The organism is Pseudonocardia abyssalis (assembly GCF_019263705.2).
Lineage (GTDB): Bacteria > Actinomycetota > Actinomycetes > Mycobacteriales > Pseudonocardiaceae > Pseudonocardia > Pseudonocardia abyssalis.
In genome coordinates this window covers 4985832-5010723 of sequence record NZ_JADQDK010000001.1, presented here as the reverse complement: position 1 = coordinate 5010723, position 24892 = coordinate 4985832, and the positions used below count along the sequence as shown (strand labels likewise).

Genomic DNA, 24892 nt, shown 5'->3' with positions numbered 1-24892 from the left:
TCAACAATCCGACAAGAGTATCGGCGGATCGGAAACACGTCCTTCACCTAGGCTGGCGCCATGACCTCGGCCGACGCCCTCGCCTCCCTCGGCCGCGCGCGGGCACTCGTCGCCCGGTCCACCACGGCCGAGCGGGTCGCCGACGCGGTGCGCGAGGAGGTGGTGGAGGGGCGGCTGCGCCCCGGCGAGCGGCTCCCGGAGCAGGACGTGTGCACCGCGCTGGCCGTCTCCCGCAACACCGTCCGCGAGGCGCTGAGCCAGCTCGTGGCCGAACGGGTGCTGGTGCGCGAGGCCAACCGCGGTGTGTTCGTCGCGCGCCCCGACCGTGACGCCGTGCGTGACGTCTACCGGGCCCGTCGCGTCATCGAGCCCGCCGCGGTCCGCCACGGTGAGGCGTGGTCGCCGGAGCAGGTGGCCCTCGTCCGCACCGCCGTGCGAGAGGGCCGGGCGGCCGCCGCGGTCGACGACTGGAGCGCCGTCGGAAGCGCCAACCAGCACTTCCACCGCGCGCTGGTCGGCCTGGCAGGCAGCCCGCGCCTGGACCAGCAGATGGGCCTGCTGCTCGCCGAGATGCGCCTGGTCTTCCACCGCATGCCCGACGTCCGCGAGTTCTTCGAGCCGTACCTGACCCGCAACGACGCCATCTGCGGCCTCCTGGAGTCCGGCGACCGGGAGTCCGCGGCCCACGCCGTCACCGAGTACCTGGACGCGGCCGAGGCCCAACTGCTCGCCGCGTACGACACCCTGGACGCATGACCGACCGCACCGGACCCTTCTGGGACGCCGTCGCCGGCCGCGCCCCGATGCCTCCCGCCGCACGGACGCTCGGCTGGGAGTTCGTCGACGTCGACGTCGACGCCGGCACCATCGAGGTCGCGTTCACGATGGGCGAGGCGTTCCTCGACGTCCGCGGGCACGTCCTCGGCGGGTTCGTCTCCGCGATGCTCTACGACACGATGGGGCCCGCGCTGATCGCGACGCTCCCGCCGGGCCGCTTCCCGTCGACGCTCGACCTGAGCGCCGTGTTCCTGGCCCCCGCCGGTCCGGGCCGCTTCACCGGGACCGGCCGGGTGCTGCGCAGACGCGGTGACGTCGCCTTCCTCGCCGCCGCCCTGCACGGCCCCGACGGCACGGTCGTCGCCACCGGGACGGCGACCGCGCAGATCGATCCCCCGCCCGACCGATGAGTTCTCCCGGCGCCGGCCGTCTCACTGACAACGAGCACCGCCGAACCGGGGAGACGACATGACCGCCACCACCAGCACCCGCACCAGCTCCCGGCGCGCCGGGAGCATCGCCCTCGCGGTGCTGCAGGGCCTGATCGTCGTGGCCTACCTGTTCTCCGCGTACTCCAAGCTCTCCGCCGACCCCCAGGCCGTCGCCGGCTTCGAGATGATGGGCCTCGGGAACGTCGGCCTCTACGGGATCGGCACGATCGAACTGCTCGGCGCGCTCGGCCTGCTGATCCCGCGACTGATGGGTCTGGCCGCGACCGGCCTGGTGCTGCTGATGATCGGCGCGGTGATCGCCACCCTCGTGTTCGTGGGCGGCCCGCTCGTCGCGGTCCCCGCGGTCTACCTGGTGCTGGTCTCGATCCTGGCCTGGGGCCGCCGGCGCAGCACCGCCGAGCTGGTCGCCTCGCTGCGCCGCTGACCCACCCGGGACAGACGAACGGCGCGGTGCCCCCGAGGGGAGGGCACCGCGCCGTCGTCGTGCGTGGGGGTCAGGCGTGTCTAGGTCGGTGGCGAGCAGCTCGGCCGGCGCCTCGACGGCGGCCCCGGAGTCGGCGCCGTCCTCGGCGGCGAGCAGGACCTCCTCGCCGCTGCCCACGCCGAGCCCGAGCACGTCCCCGTCGCCTCGGACCTCGCCCCCGCCGACACCGCGGGTCTGCGTCCGGGCATCGCGCTCGCGCTCGTCACCGGGCAGGGCGGCCCGACCAGCCACACCGCGATCCCGGCCCGCTCGCTCGACATCCCCGCGCTTGTCGGGTGCGCGGGGGCGACGTCGTGGAACTCGTGGTGGCGGAGCAGGCCGCCTGAGCCCGACCGCACCGCCGTTCTCCGGACCGCACCACCGCCCGGACGGCGGTGCGGTCCCCACGACGGCGGTGCGGTCGGGGTGGAGCTAGTGAGGCAGGGCCGCCGGTTGCCCGACCCGCAGGGCCTCGGTGAGCAGCGCACGCACGCCGTCGCCCGCCGAGTAGTAGATGAACGTGCCCTCGCGGCGACCCTCGACCAGGCCCGCGAGGCGGAGCTTGGCCAGGTGCTGACTGACGGCGGTGGGGGCGGCGCCGACGAGCTCGGCCAGGCACGCCACCGACTCCTCACCGTGCAGCAGGGCCCAGAGGATCTTGATGCGCGTGGGGTCGGCGAGCAGGCGCAGCGAATCCGCCGCCCGCCGGACGTCGTCCGGGTGGGGCATCGCGAAGCCGGGGATGCCGTCGTGCACGGGACGAGGATACCCGCATCTCCCGGATCCGAAGGTTCCTCAGTGTCCGCACTCCCTGCTCGGGCGCGCCGAGACCTACCTCGCCGTCGACGTGCCGGCGTGGGTCGGGCAGCACCTGCAGGTCGACCCGGTCCGGCGCGCGATCGGCGGGTTCTCCTTCGGCGGCACCTGCGCGGTGCAGCTCGCTGTGCACCGCCCGGACGTGTACCCGACCTTCCTCGACGTCTCCGGCCGGTCCGAGCCGACACTGGGCGACCGCGCGTCCACCGTGGCCCGGGCCCTCGGCGGTGACGACGACGCGTTCCGCCGCGCCGCCCCGCTCGACGAGCTGGCGTCGGGGTCGCGGCCGGGCAGCGCCGGCGTGTTCGCGGTGGGCACGACGACCCGGACCATCTCCCGCAGACCGAACAGGTCGCCGCGGCGGCGGGGGATAGCGGTGACGGCGGTGACGATCGGGGTCCGCGACGGCCTGTCGACCCGGCGACGCCCTCGACCCCCCGACCGCCTCCCGCCGGTGATCGTCGTCCGGGAACGGGGAGCGGGCTCCGGCGCGCAGCCCGTTCCGAGTCGCTGATCATCCGGCGCGGCGGTGGCACCGGTCGGGCCACCCGCGCTGTGGGGCCGGATCGGTCCGGGCCGTGGGTCCGGCCGGGTCGGGTCCGAGCTGCGAGCCCTGGTCAAGACGGGGCCGGCGCGCTGAGGAGCCATGATCAGCGTCTCGGAACGCGGGGCGGGTCCCGGCCCGCACCCCGTTCCGAGACGGCGATCGTGCCGGGGCACCACCGTTTGACCGCGGACCCACGCTGCATACCTACGCAGTTGCGCAGCTATGGTGGCACTCATGTGGTCGATGCCCGAGGTCCGTTGGGCCATGCTCTCCCTCGCCGCGTTCACGCTGGCGGTGCCCGCCGACCTGCTCGGCGCCCCGGTCCTGCTGGTCGGCGTGCTCTACGCGGTCTGCTACCTCGCGGGCGGGTGGGAGCCGCTGGTCGAGGGCGTGCGCGCACTGGGGGACCGGCGGCTCGACGTCGACCTGCTCATGGTGGTCGCCGCACTCGCCGCCGCGGGCATCGGCCAGTACCTCGACGGCGGCCTGCTGATCGTCATCTTCGCGAGCTCCGGTGCGCTGGAGGCGGTGATGACCGCGCGGACCCGGCGCAGCATCGAGGCCCTCCTCGACCTGACGCCCGAGACCGCCGCTCTGGTCGCCGGCGACGGGGAGCGCACGGTGCCCGCGGCCGACCTGGCCGTCGGCGACGAGGTGGTCGTGCGGCCCGGCGAGCGGATCCCCGCCGACGGGCGCGTCCTCGACGGCGCGAGCGACGTCGACACCGCCGGGCTCACCGGCGAACCGCTGCCCGTCCCCCGTAACCGCGGCGACGACGTGCACGCGGGCACCGTCAACGGCACAGGGACCCTGCGGGTGCGGGTGACGCGCGACCCGGCCGACTCCGTCGTCGCCGGGATCGCCGTGCAGGTCCGCCGGGCGACGGGGACGAAGGCGGAGCGGCAGCTGTGGATCGAGCGGATCGAGCAGCGCTACTCGGTGATCGTCGTGGTGGCGACGCTCGCGCTGCTCGCGGTCCCGCTCCTGCTCGGTGCGGCGTTCGAGCCGACGCTGCTGCGCGCGATGACGTTCATGATCGTCGCGTCGCCGTGCGCGGTGGTGCTCGCGACGATGCCGCCGCTGCTGGCCGCGATCGCGGTCGCCGGGCGCCGCGGGGTGCTGCTCAAGGACGCCACGGTGGTGGAGTCGCTCGCCGACGTCGACGCGGTGCTGCTGGACAAGACCGGCACCGTCACCCGCGGGCGGCCCGAGGTCGTGGCCGTCGAACCGGTTGCCGACCTTCCCCGCGACCGGGTCCTCGCTCTGGCCGCGGCCGCCGAAGCGGGCAGCGAACACGTGCTGGGCCGGGCCGTGCGGGAGTCGGCGGCGCACCTGACGGTCCCGCGGGCGACGGCGTTCGCGGCGGAGCCGGGAGTCGGCGTCCGCGCGGAGGTGGCGGGCGCGGTGGTCCGAGTGGGCCACCCCGGCCGCCCCGCCGTCGCAGTGGGGTGGCCCGACTGCGACGAGGTTGCAGTGAAGCCACCCCACTGCGATCCGGGGGCCGACGTGGACGCCGCCGTCGCCCGGCACGAGCGCGCCGGGCGCACCGCCGTCGTCGTCTCCGTCGACGGGCGGCCGGTCGGGGTGCTCGCCCTGGCCGACGAACTGCGGCCCGGCGCGGCCCTCGCGGTGTCCGACCTGACGGCCCTGCTCGGCACCGCTCCCGCCCTCCTCACCGGTGACGCCCCGCGCCCCGCCGCCGCCGTGGCGACCGCGCTGGGCATCGACGACGTCCGCGCGGACCTGCTCCCCGTCGACAAGGCCGCGGCCGTCGACGCCCACCCCGGCACGGTGCTCGCGGTCGGCGACGGCATCAACGACGCCCCACTCCTCGCCACCGCCGCGGTCGGTCTGGCGGTCGGCGAGGGGGCCGGGGCGCTGAGCGTCCAGGCCTCCGACGGGGTCCTGCTGCGCGACCCCCTCGGCTCGCTGGCCCCCCTGATCACCCTCGCCCGGCGGGCGCGGCGCATCGCGCGGGCGAACCTGGCGTTCGCCGCGGCCGTCATCACCGGGCTGGTGACGTGGGACCTCGTCGGCACGCTCCCGCTGGCCGTCGGCGTCGCGGGGCACGAGCTGAGCACGGTCCTGGTGTGCCTCAACGGGCTGCGGCTGCTGGTCCGGCCGGGATGGCCGGCACCGCGGGCCGAGAACCGCGTCCGGGAGGCCGTCAGCGTCGGATGATCGGGCGAGCACGTCGTGCAGCGCGTCCGGGCCGTTGCGCAGCACGTCGTGGGTCTCGTCGAGGTCGTGCACGACCCAGGACGGGTCGGCGCACAGCCGGTCGGCGACCTGCACGAAACGGTGACCGCGGAGTCCACTCCGGCGAGGCCGCGAACACGTAGTGCCGGTCGGTCACGCCCGCCACGCTCCGGTCAGCCGCGAGCGCTGGGTGAGCGTGGCGGGCGGGTGGACCACGGTGCGGTCGGCGAAGAACGGGAGCTCGACGTACGGACCGGTCCGCCCGGCCCCGTCGACGAACCACTCGCGCTCCCACTCCAGCGTCATCGACCACGCCGAGTCGCCGTCCTCCGGCACGAACGCGTCGACGCGGACGAGGCTGCGGAAGCGCTCCGGCACCGCGTCGGCCGCCCGGACAGCACGCTGCCCGCGTGACTGTGGCCGACCACCACCGCGGGCGCGGCGAGCCCCGCCACCAGCTCGACCAGCTCCGCGACGTGCGTGTCGAGGGCGATCGCGCGGTCGGGTTCGGGATCGGCGGGCGGGGTCCAGCCCGTCGAGCGTGACGGCGTGGGCGCGGCGGCCCTGCGCCTCCAACCGCTCGACGACGGGCCGGTACCACCAGCCACCGTGGTTCGCTCCGGGCAGGTACGACATCCATGCCGAGGACTCTGGCCGCCCTTGCGGACACGTACGGTCCGGACGTAGCGGCGTGTCACGATCGGGAGATGACGGGACGACGCGCGGCACTGGTCACCGGCGGAGCGAGCGGGATCGGACTGGCCGCGGTCACCCGGTTCGTGGCCGACGGCTGGCGGGTGGTGCTCGCCGACTACAACGCCGACGCCGGGGCGCAGGCGGCCGCGACCTTCGGCGACGACGTCCGGTTCGTGCGCACCGACGTGGCCGTCGAGCCCGACGTCGAGGCCGCCGTCGCCGCGTGCGTGGAGTCCTTCGGCGCGCTGGACTGCATCGTCAACAACGCGGGCGTCGGCGGGGCGTTCGGGCGGCTCACCGACATCGAGGTCGACGACTGGGACTACACGTTCGCCGTCCTCGTCCGCGGGGTGTTCCTGGGGATCAAGCACGGTGCGCGGGCGATGCGCGGGCGCGGCGGGTCGATCGTCAACATCGGGTCGATCGCGGGGTTCGCCGCAGGGGCCGGTCCCCAGGCGTACTCGGCGGCGAAGGCCGCGGTGATCAACCTGGGTCGTTCGGCCGCCACCGAGCTCGGACCGGACCGGATCCGCGTCAACACCGTCTGCCCCGGCCTGATCGTCACCCCGCTGGTCGGCGACGGGTCGGCCGCCGCCGGGGTGATGGCCGACGCCCAGCCGTGGCCCGACCTCGGCCGGCCCGAGGACGTCGCCGCCGTGATCGCGTTCCTGGCCGGCGACGACGCGCGGTTCGTCACCGGCCAGGAGATCACCGTCGACGGCGGGCTGACCGGCGCCGGACCGCGGATGCAGGAGGCCTACGGCGGCGACCCCGGCAGGCGCGGGCTGGTCGGGGTCAACCGCGGCTCGACGGGCGAGGCGCCGACGGTCCGCCGGGCCTGACGGCTCAGCCCGTGTTGCGCAGCCCCGCCGCGATCCCGTTGATCGTCAGCAGCAGGGCGCGGTGCACGTCGGCCTCGGGGTCCTCGGTGCGCCGGCGCTGCGCGAGCAGCTCGACCTGCAGGTGGTGCAGCGGCTGCAGGTAGGAGTCGCGGACGGCGAGGGTGTTGCGCAGCACCGGGTGCCGGGCCAGCAGCGTGGTCGACTCGGTCAGCCGCAGCACCTCCCGCAGCGTCAGCGCGTGCTCGGCGACGATGTCGTCGAAGATCGGGTGCAGCGACGGGTCGACGAGCTCCTCGACGTAGCGGCGGGCGATGTCGAGGTCGGTCTTGGCCAGCGTCATCTCGACGTTGCCGAGCAGGTTCGTGAAGAACGCCCACTCGCGCATCTCCTCGAGCACCGGCCCGTGCCCGGCCTCGCGGGCCGCCCTCAACCCGCTGCCGAGGCCGTACCAGCCGGGCACGACCATCCGCGTCTGCGTCCAGCCGAACACCCACGGGATCGCGCGCAGGTCGTCGAGCGAGGCGGCCCCCTGCCCCGGGCGCCGCGACGGCCGGGAGCCGACGTTGAGCCTCCCCAGCTCCTCGACGGGCGTGGCCGCGGTGAAGAACTCCGGCAGCCCCGGCCGCTCGACGAGCCCGCGGTAGGCCGCGCGGGCGGCGTCGCTGACCACGCCCATCGTGTCGTCGAAGCGCTCCAGCGAGGCGTCGTCCCAGCGCGAGGACTGGTGCAGCAGCGTGGCCTCCAGCATCGCCGCGAGCATGATCTCCAGGTTGTCGTGCGCGAGCGCGGGCAGCGAGTACTTGTCGGAGACGACCTCGCCCTGCTCGGTGACCTTCATCGTCGCGTCCACCGACCCGAACGGCGCCGACGCCACCGCCTCCGCCGACGGCCCGCCGCCGCGCCCGACCGACCCGCCGCGGCCGTGGAACAGCCGCAGCCGCACCCCGTGCTTCGCGCCGACGTCGCGGAGCTGGCGCTGCGCGCGGTGGATCTCCCACTGCGACGTCGTGATGCCGGCGCCCTTGTTGGAGTCGGAGTACCCGAGCATGACCTCCTGCAGGTCACCGCGGTTGCGGACGTGCTGCCGGTAGCCCGGGACCGACAGCAGCCCGTCGAGCAGGTCGCCGGCCTGCGACAGCTCCTCGACGGTCTCGAACAGCGGCACCAGGTCGAGCGAGGACCGCGGGTCGTGGCGCAGCTCCACCATGTACGCCTCGCGGGCGAGCACGGCGACGGCGAGCAGGTCGTCGACGCCCTGGCACATCGACACGATGTACGTGCGCGCCACCTGCGGCCCGTAGCGGTGCTGCATCTCGTGCAGCAGGTCGAACGTGGCGAGGACGTCGGCGGCCTCGTCGGGCAGGCCGTAGTGGCGGCGGATCAGCGGGCGCCCGGCGTCGAGCTCGGCGGACAGGAGATCCAGGCGCTGCTGCCGCGACAGCGACGCGTACGGCACGTCCAGCTCGCCGAGCGCGTCGTAGACCGCACCGAGGGCGTCGTGGTGGCGCCGGCTGTGCTCCCGCACGTCGAGCTCGGCGAGGTGCAGCCCGATCGCCCGCCCGGTGCGCAGCGCACGGGCCAGCGTGCCGTCGGCGATGCGGCCGCCGAGGTGCCCGCGCAGGGAGCGGTCGATCACCCGCAGGTCGTCGAGGTAGCCGTCGGGGCCGAGGTAGTCGCGGCCCGGGACGTGCTCGGTGCGCGTGCGGGTGTTCGCGAGCCGCGCCGCCACGTAGGACAACTTGAGGCGGTAGGGCTCGGTCGCGTTGAGCCGGATGAAGCGGTCGTGGATCTCCGGGAGCGCGCGCCGGTCGCGGGCCAGCGAGGACCGCAGCTCCTCGGACACCCCGATCACCCGCGTGCTGATCGACAGCTCGCCGATCAGCTCCTCGACCAGCCCCTCGTGGATCCGCAGCGCGCGGTCGGAGTACAGCTCCAGCACCTCGCGCGTGACGGCCGGGGTGACGTTGGGGTTGCCGTCGCGGTCACCGCCCACCCAGCAGCCGAGCACGAGCGGCCCGGACCCGGCCGGCACCTCGAACCCGGCCGCGCGCACCTCGCGCTCGTACTCCGCGAGCAGCTCCGGGACCGCGCCGCGGCCCAGCTGCTCCATGTACCAGCCGATCGCCCGCGCCTCGTCGGCGACGGTGGGCTTGCCCGGGCGCAGCTCGTCGGTCTGCCACAGCAGCTCGACGAGTGCTTCGAGCGCGTCGTCGGAGGCGCCGCGGTCGAGCCCGTCGGCGACGCGGCGCACGATCGCGAGCACCGACTGCCGCGAGGACTCGGTGGGGTGCGCGGTGAACACCGGGCGCAGCTCGGCGCGGGCCAGCACGTCCTGCACCTCGTCGTGGTCGCACTCCGCGGCGACCCGCTCCAGCAGCCGCCGCAGCGGGCCCCGGCCGTCGGTGGCGGCGAGCTCCTTGGCGCGGTGGCGCTGCTCGGCGATGTTGGCGAGCTGGAAGTACTGCGAGAACGCCCTGGCCAGCGCGACGGCGGTGCCCGCGTCGAGGCCGGAGAGCAGCGCCTGGGTGTCACCGTGGCGCGAGCCGTGGCGCACCTGCTCCACCAGTTCCAGCAGCTCCGGGCCACCGTGGTGCACGAGCGTGCGGCCGAGCATCGTGGACAGCCGGCGGATGTCGGCCCGCAGCGCGTCGTGCCCGGACTCCGACGTCACACCGGCGTGGGTGGCAACCGCGTTCACTGTGGATCTCCGATCGGCCTCGGGGAGGGCCGCCCGCACCGCTGGGAACGACAGGTCTGCGGCGGTGATGCTACCGGGGCAGGACGCCCAGCAGCTCCTCGTGGATCGCCCCGTTCGTCGCGACGACGTCGGTGACCTCCGCGCTCGCGACACGGGTCCCGGCGAAGTCGGTGAGCCGCCCGCCCGCCTCCTCCAGGATCAGCTGGCCCGCGGAGATGTCCCACGGCGCCATCGCCCGCTCGACGTACGCGGTGAAGTGGCCTGCCGCGATGTGGGACAGGATCAGGGCGGGCGCTCCGGGGAACCGGACCCCGCCCGCCGCGTTCATCAGCGCCTCGAACAGCACCACGAACTCGCCGATCTCCGCCCGGTCCGACGACTGGATCTGGCTGACGACCACCGCGCGCGCCACGGCGTCGGTCCCGGCCACGCGCAGCGGCACCCCGTTGCCGGTGGCCCCGCGCCCGCGCCCGGCGGAGTAGAGGACGTCGTGGACGGGGTCGAACACCGCACCGGCGACGACCTCGTCCCCGCAGCGCAGCGCCACGGACACGCAGTACCAGGGGATGCCGTGGGCGAAGTTGCTCGTGCCGTCGAGCCCGTCGACGTACCAGACGTGCCGGGCGTCGGAACCGGGTTCGGTGCCCTCCTCGCCCACGACGACGTGCTCGGCGAACGCCGCGCGCAGCACCCCGACCACCGCGGCCTGCGAGGCCAGGTCGGCCGAGGTCGTGACGTCGACGCGGGCGTCCTTGAGCGTGACGTCGATGCGCGTGCGGTCGGTGGCGGCGAGCACCGCCCCGCCGGCGCGGGCCGCCTCGGCCGCCGTGGCGAGGGCGGCGTCGACCAGTGCACAGCTCACGCCCGCACCACCACGAGGTCGGTGAGCGCCGCCAGCGCCATCCGGCGCAGCAGGGCCGCGGCGCCCGCGCTGCGCCCGGCGTGCGGCGTGGAGTTGAGCAGCCCGAACGCGCCGTGGGCGGCGACCCGCGCGTCCTCGACGGACAGGCCGGGGTGCACGCGGCGCAGCGTGTCGACCCAGATCTCGACGTAGGTGCGCTGCAGCCGGCGCACCCGCCGTCGCGAGGTGGGCGGGAGGTTGGCCAGGTCGCGGTCCTGCACGACGATCAGCTCGGGCTCGCGCAGCGCGAACTCGGCCTGGAAGTCGACGAGCGCGGCGAGCACCTCGTGCGGGTCCTCCGACGCGGCGGCGCGCTCCTGCCCGCCGGCGAGCAGGTGCTCGCTGATGCCGACGAGCAGCTCCGCGAGCAGGGCCTCCTTGCCGGGGAAGTGCCGGTAGAGCGCCGGACCGCTGACGCCGACGGCCGCCCCGAGGTCGGCGATGCTCACGCCGTGGAAGCCGTGGCGGGCGAAGAGCTCGGCGGCCACGGTGAGGATCTGCTCCCGACGGCCCACCATCGCAGCAGCATAACCGGTTACCGACCACTAACCGACCCCCTGGCGTGATTCGTTAATGACCGTTAACATCGCGGCCGTGTCCACCACCGAGACGCTCACCGGTCACCGCGCACTCGTCGACGACCTGCGCAGCCAGCTCGCCACCGCGCGGCTCGGCGGCCCGGAACGGTCCCGCCTGCGCCACGTCGAGCGCGGGAAGCTGCTGCCGCGCGACCGCGTCGACTCCCTCGTCGACCCGTCGAGCCCGTTCCTGGAGCTCTCGCCGCTGGCCGCGCACGGCCTCTACGACGGCGACGCCCCCGGCGCGGGGATCATCACCGGCGTCGGGCGGGTGGCCGGGCGCGAGTGCGTGATCGTCGCCAACGACGCCACCGTCAAGGGCGGCACGTACTACCCGATGACGGTCAAGAAGCACCTGCGCGCGCAGGAGGTGGCCCTGCACAACCGGCTGCCCTGCCTCTACCTCGTCGACTCCGGCGGTGCGTTCCTCCCGCAGCAGGACGACGTGTTCCCCGACCGCGAGCACTTCGGCCGGATCTTCTACAACCAGGCGCAGATGTCGGGGCTGGGCATCCCGCAGATCGCCGCGGTGCTGGGCTCGTGCACCGCGGGCGGCGCGTACGTGCCCGCGATGAGCGACGAGGCCGTGATCGTCCGCAACCAGGGCACGATCTTCCTCGGCGGCCCGCCGCTGGTGAAGGCCGCGACCGGCGAGGTCGTCACCGCCGAGGAGCTCGGCGGCGGCGACCTGCACTCGCGGACCTCCGGGGTCACCGACCACCTGGCCGAGGACGACGCGCACGCGCTGTCGATCGTCCGCCGGATCGTCGGCACGCTGGGTCAGCGCAGCCCGCGCCCGTGGGACCTCGCGCCCGTCGAGGAGCCGAAGGCCGACCCCGCCGAGCTCTACGACGTCGTGCCCACCGACTCCCGCACCCCCTACGACGTGCGCGAGGTCATCAACCGCGTCGTCGACGGGTCGCGGTTCCACGAGTTCAAGTCCGAGTACGGCACCACGCTCGTCACCGGGTTCGCACACGTCCACGGGCACCCGGTCGGGATCGTCGCGAACAACGGGATCCTGTTCTCCGAGTCGGCCCTCAAGGGCGCCCACTTCGTGGAGCTGTGCGACCAGCGCGGCATCCCGCTGGTGTTCCTGCAGAACATCTCCGGGTTCATGGTCGGCCGCGAGTACGAGGCGGGCGGCATCGCGAAGAACGGCGCGAAGATGGTCACGGCCGTCGCGTCCACCCGCGTCCCCAAGATCACGATCATCATCGGCGGGTCGTTCGGCGCGGGCAACTACGCGATGTGCGGGCGGGCGTACTCGCCCCGGTTCCTGTTCATGTGGCCCAACGCCCGGATCTCCGTCATGGGCGGGGAGCAGGCGGCCACCGTGCTGGGCACGGTCGGGGCGGACCCGTCCACGATCCGCGACCAGTACGAGACCCAGGGCCACCCGTACTACTCCACCGCCCGGCTGTGGGACGACGGCGTGATCGACCCGCTCGACACCCGCACCGTGCTCGGCCTGTCCCTGTCCGCCGCCGCCAACGCGCCCCTGGCCGATCCGGCCTTCGGCGTCTTCCGGATGTGAGGCCCATGTTCGACACCGTGCTCGTCGCCAACCGCGGCGAGATCGCCGTCCGCGTCATCCGCACCCTGCGCTCGCTCGGCATCCGGTCCGTCGCCGTGTACTCCGACGCCGACGCCGGGTCCCCGCACGTCACCGCGGCCGACGTCGCCGTCCGGATCGGGCCCGCGGCCGCCGCCGAGAGCTACCTGTCCATCGAGAAGGTGATCGCGGCCGCCCGGGCCACCGGCGCGCAGGCGATCCACCCCGGCTACGGCTTCCTGTCCGAGAACACCGCGTTCGCCGCCGCGTGCGAGGAGGCGGGGATCGTGTTCGTCGGCCCGCCCGCCTCGGCGATCGAGGCGATGGGCGACAAGATCCGCGCGAAGCAGACGGTCGCGAAGGCCGGCGTCCCGGTCGTCCCGGGCTCGGACGGGTCGGGCCTCGACGACGCCGCGCTCGCCCTCGCCGTCAGCGACGTCGGGTACCCGGTGCTGCTCAAGCCGTCGGCGGGCGGCGGGGGCAAGGGCATGCACGAGGTGCACCGCGCGGAGGACCTCGACCACGCCATCGCCGCGGCCCGGCGCGAGGCCCGCGGCTCCTTCGGCGACGACACGCTGCTCGTCGAGCGGCTCGTCACCACCCCGCGGCACATCGAGATCCAGGTCCTCGCCGACGACCACGGCGCCGTGATCCACCTCGGCGAGCGCGAGTGCTCGCTGCAGCGGCGGCACCAGAAGATCGTCGAGGAGGCCCCCTCCGCGCTGCTCACCGGGGCGCAGCGCGCCGCGATGGGCGCCGCGGCCTGCGAGGCCGCCCGCGCGTGCGGCTACTCGGGAGCGGGCACCGTCGAGTTCATCGTCGGTGCCGACGCCCCCGACGAGTTCTTCTTCATGGAGATGAACACCCGTCTGCAGGTGGAGCACCCCGTCACCGAGCTGGTCACCGGGCTCGACCTCGTCGAGCTGCAGCTCCGGGTCGCCGCGGGCGAGCCGCTGCCGATCACGCAGGACGACGTCCGGCTCGACGGCCACGCGATCGAGGTCCGCGTCTACGCCGAGGACCCGGCCGCGGGCTTCCTCCCCACCGGCGGCGACGTCCTGCACTGGACCCCTCCGACGGGGGTGCGCGTCGACGCGGGCATCGCCGAGGGCGGCGTCGTCGGCTCCGACTACGACCCGATGCTCGCCAAGGTCATCGCCCACGGCGCCGACCGTGCCGAGGCGATCCGCAGGCTCGACGCCGCCCTGGGCCAGACCGTCCTGCTCGGGCTCGGCACCAACATCGGCTTCCTCCGCGCGCTGCTCGCCGACGACGACGTGCGCGCCGCCCGGCTCGACACCGGGCTGGTCGGGCGCCGGGTCGAGGACTGGACCCGTGCCGAACTGCCCGACGACGTCCTCGCCGCCGCCGCCGCCCACACCCTGCTCGAGCTGGAGCCCACCGGCGCGGTCGTCGACCCGTTCGACGTGCCGGGCGGCTGGCGCGTCGGCGAGCCCGCGTGGACGACGTGGCGGATGGTCGTCGCCGGTCACGAGCCCGTCGACGTACGGGTGCGGGGCCGGGCCGCCGCGGCCGAGGTGGCCGTGGGGGACGCCGCGCCGGTAGCGACCCGGGGGCGGAGGAACGGCGACTCGCGGGGGGTGGCGGTGGACGTCGACGGCGTCACCCGCACCTACTCCGTCGCCCGCGCCGGCGACACCCTGTGGATAGGCCGCGACGGGCGGACGTGGGCCGTGCGCGAGCAGGCCCCGCTCGACGCGGCCGCCGAGGCCGACGCCGGGGCGGGCGGGCCGGTGCTGTCGCCGATGCCCGGGACGGTCACGGTCGTCGAGGTCACCGAGGGCCAGCGGGTCGCCGCGGGCGACCGGCTCGTCGTCGTCGAGGCGATGAAGATGGAACACGTCCTCACCGCCGCAGTCGACGGCACCGTCCGACAGCTCCGCGCCAAGGCGGGCGCCACCGTCGCGCGGGACGCCGCGCTCCTGATCGTCGAACCGCTCGGAGAGGAATGACCATGGACCTCACACTCAGCGAGGAGCACGAGGCGCTGCGCGCCACCGTCGAGGACTTCGCGCGCAAGGAGGTCGCCCCCGTCATCGGTGACCTCTACGAGCGCGAGGAGTTCCCGTACGAGATCGTCGCGAAGATGGGGGCGATGGGCCTGTTCGGGCTGCCCGTCGCCGAGGAGTACGGCGGCATGGGCGGCGACTACTTCGCCCTGTGCCTCGCGCTGGAGGAGCTCGCGCGCGTCGACTCGTCGGTCGCGATCACGCTGGAGGCGGGCGTCTCGCTCGGTGCGATGCCGATCTACCGCTTCGGCACCGACGAGCAGAAGCAGGAGTGGCTGCCGTCGCTGGCGGCGGGTGAGAAGCTCGGTGCGTTCGGGCTCACCGAGCCCGGCGGCGGCTCCGACGCGGGCGCCACCCGCACCACCGCGGAGCTCGACGGCGACGAATGGGTGATCAACGGGTCGAAGGCGTTCATCACGAACTCCGGCACCGACATCACCTCGGTCATCACGGTCACCGCGATCACCGGTTCGCCCCAGGCCGACCGCAAGGAGATCTCGGCGATCATGGTCCCGGCCGGGACGCCGGGACTGCGGGTGGCGAAGCCGTACTCGAAGGTCGGCTGGTGCAGCTCCGACACCCGCGAGCTGTTCTTCGACGACGTGCGCGTGCCCGCGGCGAACCTCGTCGGCGAGCGCGGCCGCGGCTACGCGCAGTTCCTGTCCATCCTCGACGAGGGCCGCGTCGCGATCGCGGCGCTGAGCGTCGGGCTCGCGCAGGGCTGCGTCGACGAGTCGGTGCGCTACGCCCACGAGCGCGAGGCGTTCGGCCAGAAGATCGGCAACTACCAGGCCGTCGCGTTCATGATCGCCGACATGGAGGTGCGCGCCCACACCGCGCGCCTGGCCTACTACGCGGCCGCGGCGAAGATGCTGAAGGGCCGGCCGTTCAAGAGGGAGGCGGCGATCGCGAAGCTCGTCTCCTCCAACGCGGCGATGGACAACGCCCGCGCGGCCACCCAGGTCTTCGGCGGCTACGGCTTCATGAACGAGTACCCGGTCGGCCGGTTCTACCGCGACGCGAAGATCCTGGAGATCGGCGAGGGCACGTCCGAGGTGCAGCGCATGCTCATCGCCCGCGAACTCGGCCTCTGAGCCGGTCCGCGCGCGTTCCCGGGCACCGCGAAACCCCGGGGCCGCGCGGAACCCGGTTCGGCGCGCGGTCGGGCCCGGGCCCGACCGCGCGGGCGGCGGGGCGACCGGCCAGGATGGAACCGTGAATGCACGGTTCGCCCGGTTCGTCGTGCTCGTGAGCGGGGCGGCGATCCTGGTCGTCGAGACACTGGCCACGCGTCTCGTCGCGCCCTACGTCGGGCTGACGCTGGAGTCGACTACCGCGGTCATCGGCGTGGCCCTCGCCGGGATCGCGGTCGGGGCGTCGCTGGGCGGGCGGTGGGCCGACGTGTTCTCGCCGCGCCGGGTCGCCGCGGGGGCACTCGCCGTCGGCGGTCTCGGGGTGCTCGCCGTCCGACCGCTCGTGCGGCTGCTCGGCCCGGTGCTGGGACCCGGGCCGGTCGCCGCGATCCTGCTGGTCGCGGCGTCGACGCTGGTGTCGGTCACGGCACTGGCAATGGTGACGCCGGCGATCACGCGGGCGCGCCTGACGACCGTCGACGGCTCGGGCAGCGTGATCGGGGAACTGTCGGCCGCGGGCACGATCGGGTCGCTCGCCGGCACCTTCCTCACCGGGTTCGTGCTGGTCACGTTCCTGCCGGTCACCGCGATCCTGCTGATCACCGCGGCGGCGTGCCTGCTGCTGGCGCTGCTGGTCGTCGAGGACGCCCGGCGGTCGGCGCTGGTCCGGGGCGGAGTGGCGACGCTGCTGCTCGCCGTCGCACTGGTCGCCGTACCGGGCCGCTGCGACGCCGACACGGTCTACTACTGCGCCCGCGTCGACACCGACCCGGAACGGGCGAGCGCACAGGTCCTCGTCCTCGACGACCTGCGCCACTCCTACGTCGACCGCGCCGATCCCGCGCACCTGGAGTTCGCGTACACGCAGCGCTTCGGGGGCGCGATCGACGCCGCCTTCCCGGCCGGCGAGCCGCTGCGCGCGGTGCACGTCGGCGGCGGAGGGTTCACGATGCCGCGCTGGCTCGCCGCGACCCGTCCGGGCTCCACGTCCACCGTGCTGGAGGTCGACCAGGGCGTCGTCGACCTCGGGCGTCGCGAGCTGGGCGTCGGCGAGATCCCCGCCCTCGACGTCCGCGTCGGCGATGCCCGCACCACCCTCGCCGAGCTGCCCGACGGATCCGCCGACCTCGTCGTCGGCGACGCGTTCGGGGCGCGGTCGGTGCCCTGGCACCTGGCCACCACGGAGTTCGTCGACGAGGTGCGCCGCGTCCTGCGCCCCGGGGGCCTCTACGTCCTCAACATCATCGACCGCGACCCGCGCGCACTGCTGGCCGCCGAGACCGCCACCGTCGCCGGCCGGTTCGTCACCGTCGCCCTGCTGATCCGCCCCGACCAGCTCAGCCCCGGCAGCGGGGGCAACGCGGTGCTGGTGGCCTCCGACCGCGCGCCCGACCTCGCCGCACTCGCCGCCACGGCCGCCGCCCGCGGGGAGCCCGGCTCGGTGCTCGACGACGCCGCGACCCGCGCACTCGCCGCGGACGCCCCGGTGCTCACCGACGACCGCGCTCCCGTCGACCAGCTGCAGACCTAGGAGGGTGCTGAAGATCTCCGGCCGTTGCGAGCGACGGCCAGCCGGCGGTAGGCCCGAGATCCTCAGCGCGCTCCTCGTCGCGGTACGGTCCGCACCATGGCGAGCTGGGACGACCTGGGGTCCTTCGTACGGGTCCGCTACGAGATCATGCGCCAGCGTGAGGGCGAACTGTGGTTCAACCTGCCCACCACCGGCGAGCGGACGCAGATCGTCGCGGTCCGCCTGGTCACCGGCGAGGACGCACACCCGTGGGCGCAGATCACCTCACCGGTGGGCCGGCCCGACCAGATCGACCTGACGAAGGCGCTGGAGATGGCGGCCGAGCCCGTCACCGGCGGGTTGGTCGTCGAGAACGGACTGGTGCTGTTCCGACACTCGATCCCGCTCGGCGACACCGCTCTCGACGGCTTCGACCGCTCGTTCCATCTCGTCGTCGGCGTGGCCGACCGGATGGAGCACGCGCTGACCGGGGCCGACGAGCACTGACGGTCAGACCGGCTGCGGCGCCAGGTCCAGGGCCTGTTCGAGCAGCACCTGCATGCGCGCGAGCAGCTGATCGGCCTCACCGAAGGTCAACGCCCCGGTCTGCACCCCCGTGCGGATCTCGTCGGCCACCGTCCGGGCGAAGTGGGTGCACCACTCAGCGCTGCTCTCACTGTCACGCATCGTGAGATCATGCCCTGTGACGTCCGTCACATCGTCACCGGGGTCACTCAGTTCACACGAGCCACAGCCAGCACGCCGGGACGTGCGCTGATCGTCTCCAGCCGGGTCAGCGTGGGGTGGCCCTCGATCAGGAGCGCGACGTCGGTGCCCGGGACCGGCGAACGCGACTCGCCCAGGCTCATGTGCAGCCCGTGACCGTCGTCGCCGGAGCGCTTGTCGACCCGCACCTGCACCGAGCCGAACGCGGCCAGGGTCGCCTCGCGCAGTTCACCCAGCTCCTCCGGTGAGCGGTCGGGCACGTTGAGGTTGAGGACGGTGGCCTCGTCCTCGGCGAGCAGGACGTCGAGGACCGACGGCAGGACGTGCCGCACCGCGTCCCAGTGCGGGTGCTCCGGCGGGTTCCATCCGGTGTCGAGGGAGACCGCCAGAGCGCGCCAGCCGTGGATCCCGGCCGTCAGCGCCGCGCCGACCGTGCCGGAGTGCAGCACCGCGCGGCCGACGTTCGAGCCGAGGTTGATGCCGGAGAGCACGACGTCCGGGGCCGGGTCGAGCCAGCCGCGCGCCGCCGAGTGCACGATGAACGCCGGGTGCCCCTCCACGCCGTAGGCCGGGACGCCGTCGAGACCGGGGAGCTCCCGCGGGTGCAGCCGCACCCGCCCGTCCTCGCGCACGGCGAGCACCGACCCGCCGACCCCGCTCGCGTCGACGTGCGGTGCGGCGACCGTCACCTCGAACCCCGCGTCCCTGGCCCCCTCGGCGAGAGCCCACAGCCCGGGGGAGTCGATCCCGTCGTCGTTGGTGATCAGGGCCCTGAGGCCGGTTGCCGGGGGTCGTCGCGAGGAGGCCACCCCTGCACGGTAGGCGAGGGAGGTGACCGGAGGGTGGCGCCGCGACGACGCTCACCCGGGCTCCCCGCCTCCCACCCGAGTTGCGCACACCAGCCGAGCGTCAGCGCCCGACCGCCCCCGCCGGTAGCCTCCCGGCGTGCTCATGCCGATGCCGCCGACGGGCGAGCAGTTCGAGATCCGCTCCGGGGCCGCGCAGGCCGTCGTCACCGAGGTGGGGGCCGGGCTGCGGGCGTTCTCCGTCGACGGCCGCCCCTTCGTCGAGACCTTCGACGCCGATTCCCGCCCGCCCCGCGGCGCGGGTTGCGTCCTGGTGCCCTGGCCCAACCGCACCGCGCGCGGCCAGTGGCTCTGGGACGGCGGACCGCAGCAGCTCGCGCTCTCCGAGCCCGCGGCGGGCAACGCGATCCACGGCCTGCTCCGCCACACCCTCTACCGGGCCGACGAGCAGTCGCCCGACGCGGTGACGCTGAGCGCGGTCGTCGCGCCGCAGCCGGGATGGCCGGTGCCTCTGGCCACGTCGGTGCGCTACGCCGTCGACGCGGGCGGGCTGACCGTCACCCACACCGTCTCCAACGTCGGCACCGCCGCGGTGCCGTTCGGGGTCGGCGCCCACCCCTACCTGCGCGCGGGCGCGGCCGACACCGACGACTGCACGCTGCACCTCGCCGCCACCACGGCACTGCCATTGGGCGGAGGTCTCCCGGTCGCGCCCGCCGCACCCGTCCCGCGGCCGGAGATCACGCTGCGCGGCGCGGAGCTCGACCACGCCTTCGGCGGCTGCGTCCCCGTCGGCGACGACGACCTCGTCCGGCACCGCCTCTCCGGTCCCGACGGCGAGGTCGAGCTGTGGGCCGACCCCGACTTCGGGTGGGTCCAGGTCTTCACCCCCGACGACCACCCGGGCCGCGGGCGCGCCGTGGCCGTCGAGCCGATGACGTGCCCACCCGACGCGCTGAACTCCGGCACCGGGCTGCTGGTCGTCGGGCCGGGGGAGACCTGGTCGGGCCGCTGGGGGATCTCACCGCGATGACGTTCCTGACCGGGCCGAAGGTCCTCGTCCGGCAGGCCACCGCGGAGGACTGGACCCTGGAGGAGGAGCTGGTCTACCGGGGCCGCACGGAGGAGTTCGTGGTGCCGCGGGGCACCCTCACCGACTTCGCGTCGGTGCCGCGCGTGTTCGTCTGGCTGGTGCCCAAGTTCGGCCGCTACACCGCGGCAGCGGTCCTGCACGACCACCTCGTGCGTGTCGAGCGGCCGGCCGGACGGATCGGTGCGGTCGACGCCGACGGCCTGTTCCGGCGCGCGATGCGCGAGCTCGGCGTGCCGTTCCTGTTGCGCTGGTTCATGTGGGCCGCGGTGCGGCTGGGCTCGCTCACCGAGCCGGCGGGGCGCGTCGGGTGGCTGCGCGACCTGCCCGCGGTCCTCGCCGTCACGCTCGTCGCGCTGCCGGTGGTGGCGCTGCCCGCCGTCGCGGTCGTCGTCGGGCTGGTGCTGTTCGGGGCTCTGGAGTTCCTGGTCTGGCCGGTGCTGCTGGTGGGTCGCCGCCTGCGCCCCGGCAGCGACCGCGCGGTCAACCGGCCGGACCCGGGGTTCCGCACTTAGATCAGTTGAGGTGCGCCTTCAGGCTCTTCGCCGCGGTCCGCAGCCGCTCCGCGTGCGCCGCCGACGCCGCGGGCACCCGGTCCTCCAGCAGCTTCGCGCCCTCGAGCCAGCGGCCCTGGTCGCCGAGGGCCTCGCCGAGCTCGAGGACGTCGGCGAGCCGGACGCCCGGCAGCAGCAACCGCATCCGCAGCACCCACTCCAGGTCCCCGGGCCTGCGGCGCGCCCCGTAGACCGCGCGCAGGTTCTCCAGCATCCGGGCCAGGATCGCCCGGGTCGGGGTGGGGGTGAGCAGGTGTGGGCCGAACGGGATCTCGGGCCCCGCACCCGTCGCGCCGCGGAACAGCTCCTCGCACCGGGCCCCGCTGATCTCGACGCCGCCCGCGAACACGTCGAGGTAGCGGCTCGTCCCCGTCGGGCGGACGAGGAAGTGCCCGGGCATCCCGACACCCTCCATCGGCAACCCGGCCCGGCGCCCCACCTCCATCGTCACGACGGCGAGCGTGATCGGGATGCCGAGGCGACGGCCCAGGACGTGGTGCAGCAGCGAGTTGCGGGGGTCGGTGTAGTCGCCGACGTTGCCGCCGAACCCCTCGTCGACGAACAGCCGCTGGCACAGGCCGTCGACGGTGCTCACGCCCGCGGCGAGACGGTCGAGCTCGCGGAGCCAGCGCGTGATGTCGAGGTCGGGCTGGGCGCCTGCGGCGAGCGCCAGCGCGGCCCGGTCCAACGGGGGATCGGGGGCGCCGACCACCCGGCCGAACCGCTGCACGGGGTCCACGGGTCCATCGTGCGCCCCGGACCGCCGGGAGTCGAGCGGCCGGGTAGACAGGCGGCATGACCGACAACCACCAGGTCCGCCTCGCCGCCCGCCCCGAGGGCCTCCCCACGCCCGAGGTGTGGGAGCACACCACCGAACCCGTCCCGGAGCCCGCCGACGGCCGGTTCGTCGTCCGGATCACGCACCTGAGCCTCGACCCGGCCATGCGCGGCTGGATGAACGCCGGCCGCTCCTACGTGCCGCCGGTGGGCGTCGGGGAGGTCATGCGGGCACTCGGCGCGGGGCAGGTCGTGGCGTCGAGGCACCCCGACTTCCCGGAGGGTGCGTACGTCACGGGCATCTTCGGGGTGCAGGAGTACGCGGAGTCCGACGGCGGCGGCGTCACGGTCGTCGACCCGTCGGTGGTGCCGCTGCCCACCTACCTCGCCGTACTCGGCATGACGGGCATGACCGCCTACTTCGGCCTCCTCGACGTCGGCGCGCTGCGCGACGGCGAGACCGTCGTGGTGTCGGGGGCGGCGGGCGCGGTCGGCAGCGTCGTCGGGCAGCTCGCGAAGCTGAAGGGCGCCCGGGTGATCGGCATCGCCGGCGGCGCCGAGAAGTGCGCCTGGATCGTCGACGAGCTCGGCTTCGACGCCGCGATCGACTACCGCACCGAGAACGTCGGCAAGGCCCTGCGCACCCATGCCCCCGACGGGGTCGACGTGTACTTCGACAACGTCGGTGGCGAGATCCTCGACGCGGCGCTCGCCCGACTGCGGCTCGGCGCGCGCGTGGTGATCTGCGGCGCGATCAGCACCTACAACGCGACCGAGCGCCCGGCCGGGCCGGTCAACTACATGTCCCTGCTGGTCAACCGCGCGCGGATGGAGGGCTTCGTGGTCTTCGACTACGCCGACCGCTACGCCGACGCCGCCGTCGAGCTGGGCGGCTGGCTGCGGGAGGGGAGGCTGCGCAGCCGCGAGGACGTCGTGCGCGGGGGCGTCGCCGACTTCCCGGACACCCTGCTGCGGCTGTTCCGCGGCGAGAACACCGGCAAGCTGATCCTGCAGATCGGCGAGTAGCCCTACTCCATCCGGACCCGGACGACGGTGCCTTCGTCGTCGCTCCACACCTGGAGGACGTCGGTCAGCTCGGAGGCCAGCCACAGGCCCCGTCCGCGCGCACCGGACGACGACGGGCGCACCAGCCCGGGGAACGGCACGTTCATCCGGCCCCGGTCGGCCACCTCCGCGATGACCGACCCGGCCGTGGCCCAGAGCTGCAGCCGGGCCGCCCCCGGGCCGTGCTCGACGCTGTTGGTGGCGAGCTCGTTGACGGCCAGCACGAGGTCGTCGGCGCGGTCGTCGTCGAGGCCCGCGGAGGCGGCGGCGGCGGCGACGCGGCGACGGACCGCGGACAGGTCCGCCATGCGGAAGGCCACGTCGGTGTCGGCGGGCCCCAGGTGCGGCGGCGGGGGCGGCGGGTACTCGACGAGTGCCTCGGGTGGCGGCCGGTAGCCGGGCCCGGGCCGCGGGCCGTCGGCGGTGAGCAGCTGGGGATGGGTCACCCCGATCACCGGGTCGGAGTCGGGGCACGCGCAGAGCACGGTGATCGGCAGGCCCTCGATGGCCACGTCGATCGCGAGGTCGAGCCGTGCCCAGTGCTCGACACCCACGTCGGGCAGCTGCAGGTGCTGCCCGATCACCAGCACCCGACCGGCGACGGCCTGGCGCGCGAGCCGCGCCCAGCGCACCGCGACGGTGAACGCCGGAACCGCGTGCACCCGCACCGGATCGGCGAAGTCGACCCGCGACGCGTCGGGCCCGAGCAGTGCGCTCACCGCGTCGCGCTCCGGGTCGGCGAGCACGGCGAGGACCGGGTCGCCCGCCGTGAGGGCGGTGCCGAGCGCGGGCTCCAACCGGGCGGCCAGGTCGTGCGCACCGGCGAAGGGAACCGCCAGGTGGTCGACGCCGCTATCCATCGCCCACCCCCCAGTCGCCTCAGCGGACAGTAGCGGCCGCCACCCCACACAGCAGTGCGGAGCGTGGCAGGGTGTGTCGGACACCGAGAGATCAGGAGCAGTGATGCGCGTCTTCGACGGAGTGGACGACCTGCGGGCGGCGACGGGCACGCAGCTCGGCGTGGGCGAGTGGGTGACCATCGAGCAGGGCCAGATCGACACGTTCGCCGATGCGACCGACGACCACCAGTGGATCCACATCGACGCGGAGAAGGCGAAGGACGGCCCGTTCGGCACGACGATCGCGCACGGCTTCCTCACGCTGTCGCTGCTGTCGTCGCTGGTCGCGAAGGTCTTCGCGGTGGAGAACACCAAGATGGGCGTGAACTACGGCCTCAACAAGGTGCGTTTCACCTCACCCGTCCCGGTCGGCAGCAAGGTGCGCGCGAACGTCGAGCTCTCCGACGTCTCCGACGTCACCGGCGGCGTGCAGATCACCACGAAGGTCACCGTCGAGATCGAAGGGTCGGAGCGGCCGGCCCTGGTCGCCGAGTGGCTCACCCGCCGGTACGTCTGATGCGCGATGCGGTGATCTGCGAGCCCCTGCGGACGCCCGTGGGGGGCTTCGGCGGCTCGTTGCGGGACGTCCCGGCCCACGAGCTGGCCGCCATCGTCATCCGCGGCCTGCTCGACCGCACGGGGCTGGCCCCCGACGCCGTCGACGACGTGATCCTCGGCCACTGCTACCCGACGATGGACGCCCCGGCCATCGGCCGGGTGGCCGCACTCGACGCCGGGCTGCCGGTCACCGTGACCGGGCTGCAGCTCGACCGCCGCTGCGGCTCCGGCCTGCAGGCCGTGCTCTACGGGGCGATGCAGGTGCAGGCGGGGGCGTCGGACGTGGTGCTGGCCGGCGGCGCGGAGTCGATGTCGAACGCGTCGTTCTACTCCACGTCGATGCGCTGGGGCGCTCGCGGAGGCACCCCCGGGGTGATGCTGCACGACTCGCTCGCCCGCGGCCGCGTCACCGCGGGCGGGGTCAACTTCCCGGTGCCCGGCGGCATGCTGGAGACCGCGGAGAACCTGCGACGCGAGTACTCCATCCCGCGCGAGGAGCAGGACGAGTTCGCGGTGCGCAGCCACCACCGGGCCGCCGCCGCGCGCGACGCGGGCCGGTTCACCGACGAGATCGTCCCGGTCACCGTGAAGGGCCGGAAGTCCGACACCGTCGTCGCCGCCGACGAGCACATCCGCGCCGACTCCTCGGTCGAGAAGCTCTCCACGCTCCGCCCGATCCTCGGCAAGGGCGACCCGGACGCCACCGTCACCGCGGGCAACGCCAGCGGGCAGAACGACGGGGCGTCGATCTGCGTCGTCACCACGCCGGAGAAGGCCGCGGAGCTGGGCCTGCGCCCGCTCGCGCGGCTCGTCTCGTGGGGCGTCGGCGGCGTGGCGCCCGCGACGATGGGGATCGGGCCCGTCCCGGCCGTCGCGAAGGCACTGGGTGCGGCGTCGCTGACGCTCGCCGACATCGACCTGATCGAGCTGAACGAGGCGTTCGCGGCGCAGGTGCTCGCCTGCACGCGCGAGTGGAAGTTCACCGACGCCGACTTCGACCGGGTCAACGTCAACGGGTCCGGCATCTCGCTCGGCCATCCCGTCGGGGCCACCGGTGGTCGCATCCTGGCCACACTGACGCGCGAGATGGTGCGGCGCGACGCCCGCTACGGCCTGGAGACGATGTGCATCGGCGGCGGCCAGGGACTCGCGGCGGTGTTCGCCCGCGTGTGAACGGCGTATGTCCGCAGATGAAACACCCGGACGGCGGCAGCCGATTC

The 24892-nt window shown here is 74.3% G+C and carries 25 protein-coding genes and 2 pseudogenes; 18 read left to right on the top strand and 9 right to left on the bottom strand.

Annotation, left to right across the window (positions count from 1 at the left end; translation table 11 throughout):
* Positions 1 to 60: 60 nt before the first annotated feature.
* From I4I81_RS24535 to I4I81_RS31775, 4 genes and pseudogenes are all read left to right on the top strand, one after another.
* Positions 61 to 756 carry a GntR family transcriptional regulator gene (locus I4I81_RS24535; RefSeq protein ID WP_218602812.1) on the top strand — a complete coding sequence of 232 codons (696 nt, stop codon included), beginning with the start codon at positions 61 to 63 and terminating at the stop codon, positions 754 to 756.
* The gene (locus I4I81_RS24530; RefSeq protein ID WP_218602813.1) at positions 753 to 1187 is read left to right on the top strand and encodes a PaaI family thioesterase; all 435 of its coding nucleotides are present in this window, start codon (positions 753 to 755) and stop codon (positions 1185 to 1187) included. The genes I4I81_RS24535 and I4I81_RS24530 overlap by 4 nt, the downstream gene beginning before the upstream one ends.
* A gap of 58 nt (positions 1188 to 1245) precedes the next feature.
* Positions 1246 to 1653, top strand: a complete 408-nt coding sequence (locus I4I81_RS24525; protein ID WP_218602814.1) for a DoxX family protein — start codon at positions 1246 to 1248, stop codon at positions 1651 to 1653.
* 192 nt (positions 1654 to 1845) lie between these two features.
* Positions 1846 to 2001: pseudogene (locus I4I81_RS31775) on the top strand (PEP-utilizing enzyme); the annotation flags it as partial.
* 123 nt (positions 2002 to 2124) lie between these two features.
* Here I4I81_RS31775 and I4I81_RS24515 read toward each other — a convergent pair.
* The gene (locus tag I4I81_RS24515; RefSeq protein ID WP_225926133.1) at positions 2125 to 2421 is read right to left on the bottom strand and encodes an ArsR/SmtB family transcription factor; all 297 of its coding nucleotides are present in this window, start codon (positions 2419 to 2421) and stop codon (positions 2125 to 2127) included.
* Between I4I81_RS24515 and I4I81_RS24510 the strand changes: the two genes are divergently transcribed.
* Entirely contained in the window at positions 2354 to 3022 is a 669-nt protein-coding gene (locus tag I4I81_RS24510; RefSeq protein WP_308187699.1) for an alpha/beta hydrolase-fold protein, read from the top strand. The two genes, I4I81_RS24515 and I4I81_RS24510, sit on opposite strands and share 68 nt — an antisense overlap.
* 267 nt (positions 3023 to 3289) lie before the next feature.
* On the top strand, positions 3290 to 5236 hold the full coding sequence (locus I4I81_RS24505) for a heavy metal translocating P-type ATPase (RefSeq protein ID WP_225924682.1): 1947 nt from the start codon (positions 3290 to 3292) through the stop codon (positions 5234 to 5236).
* 171 nt (positions 5237 to 5407) lie between these two features.
* On the opposite strand, the gene I4I81_RS24500 is transcribed toward I4I81_RS24505, so the two are convergent.
* The gene (locus I4I81_RS24500) at positions 5408 to 5632 is read right to left on the bottom strand and encodes a hypothetical protein (protein ID WP_218602818.1); all 225 of its coding nucleotides are present in this window, start codon (positions 5630 to 5632) and stop codon (positions 5408 to 5410) included.
* Between the two features lie 32 nt (positions 5633 to 5664).
* On the opposite strand from I4I81_RS24500, the gene I4I81_RS31275 reads away from it, so the two are divergent.
* Together I4I81_RS31275 and I4I81_RS24495 are read left to right on the top strand one after the other, a co-directional pair.
* Positions 5665 to 5799 (top strand): hypothetical protein, encoded by a 135-nt coding sequence (locus tag I4I81_RS31275; RefSeq protein WP_267460818.1) that lies wholly within the window; start codon positions 5665 to 5667, stop codon positions 5797 to 5799.
* Positions 5800 to 5961: 162 nt separating this feature from the next.
* The gene (locus tag I4I81_RS24495; protein WP_225924681.1) at positions 5962 to 6792 is read left to right on the top strand and encodes an SDR family NAD(P)-dependent oxidoreductase; all 831 of its coding nucleotides are present in this window, start codon (positions 5962 to 5964) and stop codon (positions 6790 to 6792) included.
* A 4-nt stretch (positions 6793 to 6796) separates the two neighbouring features.
* Here the strand turns inward: I4I81_RS24495 and ppc are convergent, their stop codons facing one another.
* The 3 genes from ppc to I4I81_RS24480 form a co-directional block, all read right to left on the bottom strand.
* On the bottom strand, positions 6797 to 9490 hold the full coding sequence (gene ppc / locus I4I81_RS24490) for a phosphoenolpyruvate carboxylase (RefSeq protein ID WP_226363552.1): 2694 nt from the start codon (positions 9488 to 9490) through the stop codon (positions 6797 to 6799).
* A gap of 70 nt (positions 9491 to 9560) precedes the next feature.
* Positions 9561 to 10352 carry an inositol monophosphatase family protein gene (locus tag I4I81_RS24485; protein WP_218602821.1) on the bottom strand — a complete coding sequence of 264 codons (792 nt, stop codon included), beginning with the start codon at positions 10350 to 10352 and terminating at the stop codon, positions 9561 to 9563.
* Entirely contained in the window at positions 10349 to 10909 is a 561-nt protein-coding gene (locus I4I81_RS24480) for an SACE_7040 family transcriptional regulator (protein WP_218602822.1), read from the bottom strand. Before I4I81_RS24480 ends, I4I81_RS24485 begins: the two co-directional genes overlap by 4 nt.
* Positions 10910 to 11012: 103 nt before the next feature.
* Between I4I81_RS24480 and I4I81_RS24475 the strand changes: the two are divergent.
* From I4I81_RS24475 to I4I81_RS24455, 5 genes and pseudogenes are all read left to right on the top strand, one after another.
* Positions 11013 to 12506: pseudogene (locus I4I81_RS24475) on the top strand (carboxyl transferase domain-containing protein); the annotation flags it as partial.
* A gap of 5 nt (positions 12507 to 12511) precedes the next feature.
* Positions 12512 to 14497: an ATP-binding protein gene (locus I4I81_RS24470; protein ID WP_218616362.1), complete on the top strand. Its 1986-nt coding sequence runs from the start codon at positions 12512 to 12514 to the stop codon at positions 14495 to 14497.
* A gap of 2 nt (positions 14498 to 14499) precedes the next feature.
* Positions 14500 to 15648: an acyl-CoA dehydrogenase family protein gene (locus I4I81_RS24465; RefSeq protein WP_218605169.1), complete on the top strand. Its 1149-nt coding sequence runs from the start codon at positions 14500 to 14502 to the stop codon at positions 15646 to 15648.
* Positions 15649 to 15769: 121 nt separating this feature from the next.
* Positions 15770 to 17218 (top strand): fused MFS/spermidine synthase, encoded by a 1449-nt coding sequence (locus tag I4I81_RS24460; RefSeq protein ID WP_218605170.1) that lies wholly within the window; start codon positions 15770 to 15772, stop codon positions 17216 to 17218.
* Positions 17219 to 17314: 96 nt separating this feature from the next.
* Positions 17315 to 17704, top strand: coding sequence for a hypothetical protein (locus tag I4I81_RS24455; RefSeq protein ID WP_218605171.1), 390 nt, complete (start codon positions 17315 to 17317; stop codon positions 17702 to 17704).
* A gap of 3 nt (positions 17705 to 17707) precedes the next feature.
* Here the strand turns inward: I4I81_RS24455 and I4I81_RS24450 are convergent, their stop codons facing one another.
* Together I4I81_RS24450 and surE are read right to left on the bottom strand one after the other, a co-directional pair.
* Positions 17708 to 17884, bottom strand: a complete 177-nt coding sequence (locus tag I4I81_RS24450) for a hypothetical protein (RefSeq protein WP_218605172.1) — start codon at positions 17882 to 17884, stop codon at positions 17708 to 17710.
* A gap of 47 nt (positions 17885 to 17931) precedes the next feature.
* A complete protein-coding gene (gene surE / locus I4I81_RS24445; RefSeq protein WP_218605173.1) occupies positions 17932 to 18732 on the bottom strand; it encodes a 5'/3'-nucleotidase SurE in 801 nt (266 codons plus the stop codon).
* A gap of 142 nt (positions 18733 to 18874) precedes the next feature.
* Between surE and I4I81_RS24440 the strand changes: the two genes are divergently transcribed.
* A complete protein-coding gene (locus I4I81_RS24440) occupies positions 18875 to 19762 on the top strand; it encodes an aldose 1-epimerase family protein (RefSeq protein WP_218605176.1) in 888 nt (295 codons plus the stop codon).
* Positions 19759 to 20334, top strand: a complete 576-nt coding sequence (locus tag I4I81_RS24435; protein ID WP_218605174.1) for a DUF1353 domain-containing protein — start codon at positions 19759 to 19761, stop codon at positions 20332 to 20334. The genes I4I81_RS24440 and I4I81_RS24435 overlap by 4 nt, the downstream gene beginning before the upstream one ends.
* 1 nt (position 20335) lies before the next feature.
* Here the strand turns inward: I4I81_RS24435 and I4I81_RS24430 are convergent, their stop codons facing one another.
* A complete protein-coding gene (locus I4I81_RS24430; protein WP_218616361.1) occupies positions 20336 to 21112 on the bottom strand; it encodes a transglutaminase family protein in 777 nt (258 codons plus the stop codon).
* Positions 21113 to 21168: 56 nt separating this feature from the next.
* Between I4I81_RS24430 and I4I81_RS24425 the strand changes: the two genes are divergently transcribed.
* Positions 21169 to 22176: an NADP-dependent oxidoreductase gene (locus I4I81_RS24425; RefSeq protein WP_218616360.1), complete on the top strand. Its 1008-nt coding sequence runs from the start codon at positions 21169 to 21171 to the stop codon at positions 22174 to 22176.
* A 2-nt stretch (positions 22177 to 22178) separates the two neighbouring features.
* Here the strand turns inward: I4I81_RS24425 and I4I81_RS24420 are convergent, their stop codons facing one another.
* A complete protein-coding gene (locus tag I4I81_RS24420) occupies positions 22179 to 23075 on the bottom strand; it encodes an ATP-binding protein (RefSeq protein ID WP_218604259.1) in 897 nt (298 codons plus the stop codon).
* Positions 23076 to 23178: 103 nt separating this feature from the next.
* Between I4I81_RS24420 and I4I81_RS24415 the strand changes: the two genes are divergently transcribed.
* Complete coding sequence (locus I4I81_RS24415) at positions 23179 to 23631, top strand: MaoC family dehydratase (protein ID WP_218604258.1); 453 nt, start codon at positions 23179 to 23181, stop codon at positions 23629 to 23631.
* Complete coding sequence (locus I4I81_RS24410; RefSeq protein ID WP_218604257.1) at positions 23631 to 24845, top strand: acetyl-CoA C-acetyltransferase; 1215 nt, start codon at positions 23631 to 23633, stop codon at positions 24843 to 24845. The genes I4I81_RS24415 and I4I81_RS24410 overlap by 1 nt, the downstream gene beginning before the upstream one ends.
* Positions 24846 to 24892: the final 47 nt, after the last annotated feature.

Coding starts and splice junctions, on each gene's coding strand:
- I4I81_RS24535 (WP_218602812.1), top strand. CDS start 61: ATGACCTCGGCCGACGCCCTCGCCTCCCTCGGCCGCGCGCGGGCACTC.
- I4I81_RS24530 (WP_218602813.1), top strand. CDS start 753: ATGACCGACCGCACCGGACCCTTCTGGGACGCCGTCGCCGGCCGCGCC.
- I4I81_RS24525 (WP_218602814.1), top strand. CDS start 1,246: ATGACCGCCACCACCAGCACCCGCACCAGCTCCCGGCGCGCCGGGAGC.
- I4I81_RS24510 (WP_308187699.1), top strand. CDS start 2,354: ATGCGCGTGGGGTCGGCGAGCAGGCGCAGCGAATCCGCCGCCCGCCGG.
- I4I81_RS24515 (WP_225926133.1), bottom strand. CDS start 2,421: ATGCCCCACCCGGACGACGTCCGGCGGGCGGCGGATTCGCTGCGCCTG.
- I4I81_RS24505 (WP_225924682.1), top strand. CDS start 3,290: ATGTGGTCGATGCCCGAGGTCCGTTGGGCCATGCTCTCCCTCGCCGCG.
- I4I81_RS24495 (WP_225924681.1), top strand. CDS start 5,962: ATGACGGGACGACGCGCGGCACTGGTCACCGGCGGAGCGAGCGGGATC.
- I4I81_RS24480 (WP_218602822.1), bottom strand. CDS start 10,909: ATGGTGGGCCGTCGGGAGCAGATCCTCACCGTGGCCGCCGAGCTCTTC.
- I4I81_RS24470 (WP_218616362.1), top strand. CDS start 12,512: ATGTTCGACACCGTGCTCGTCGCCAACCGCGGCGAGATCGCCGTCCGC.
- I4I81_RS24465 (WP_218605169.1), top strand. CDS start 14,500: ATGGACCTCACACTCAGCGAGGAGCACGAGGCGCTGCGCGCCACCGTC.
- I4I81_RS24455 (WP_218605171.1), top strand. CDS start 17,315: ATGGCGAGCTGGGACGACCTGGGGTCCTTCGTACGGGTCCGCTACGAG.
- I4I81_RS24450 (WP_218605172.1), bottom strand. CDS start 17,884: ATGCGTGACAGTGAGAGCAGCGCTGAGTGGTGCACCCACTTCGCCCGG.
- I4I81_RS24440 (WP_218605176.1), top strand. CDS start 18,875: ATGCCGATGCCGCCGACGGGCGAGCAGTTCGAGATCCGCTCCGGGGCC.
- I4I81_RS24435 (WP_218605174.1), top strand. CDS start 19,759: ATGACGTTCCTGACCGGGCCGAAGGTCCTCGTCCGGCAGGCCACCGCG.
- I4I81_RS24425 (WP_218616360.1), top strand. CDS start 21,169: ATGACCGACAACCACCAGGTCCGCCTCGCCGCCCGCCCCGAGGGCCTC.
- I4I81_RS24420 (WP_218604259.1), bottom strand. CDS start 23,075: ATGGATAGCGGCGTCGACCACCTGGCGGTTCCCTTCGCCGGTGCGCAC.
- I4I81_RS24415 (WP_218604258.1), top strand. CDS start 23,179: ATGCGCGTCTTCGACGGAGTGGACGACCTGCGGGCGGCGACGGGCACG.
- I4I81_RS24410 (WP_218604257.1), top strand. CDS start 23,631: ATGCGCGATGCGGTGATCTGCGAGCCCCTGCGGACGCCCGTGGGGGGC.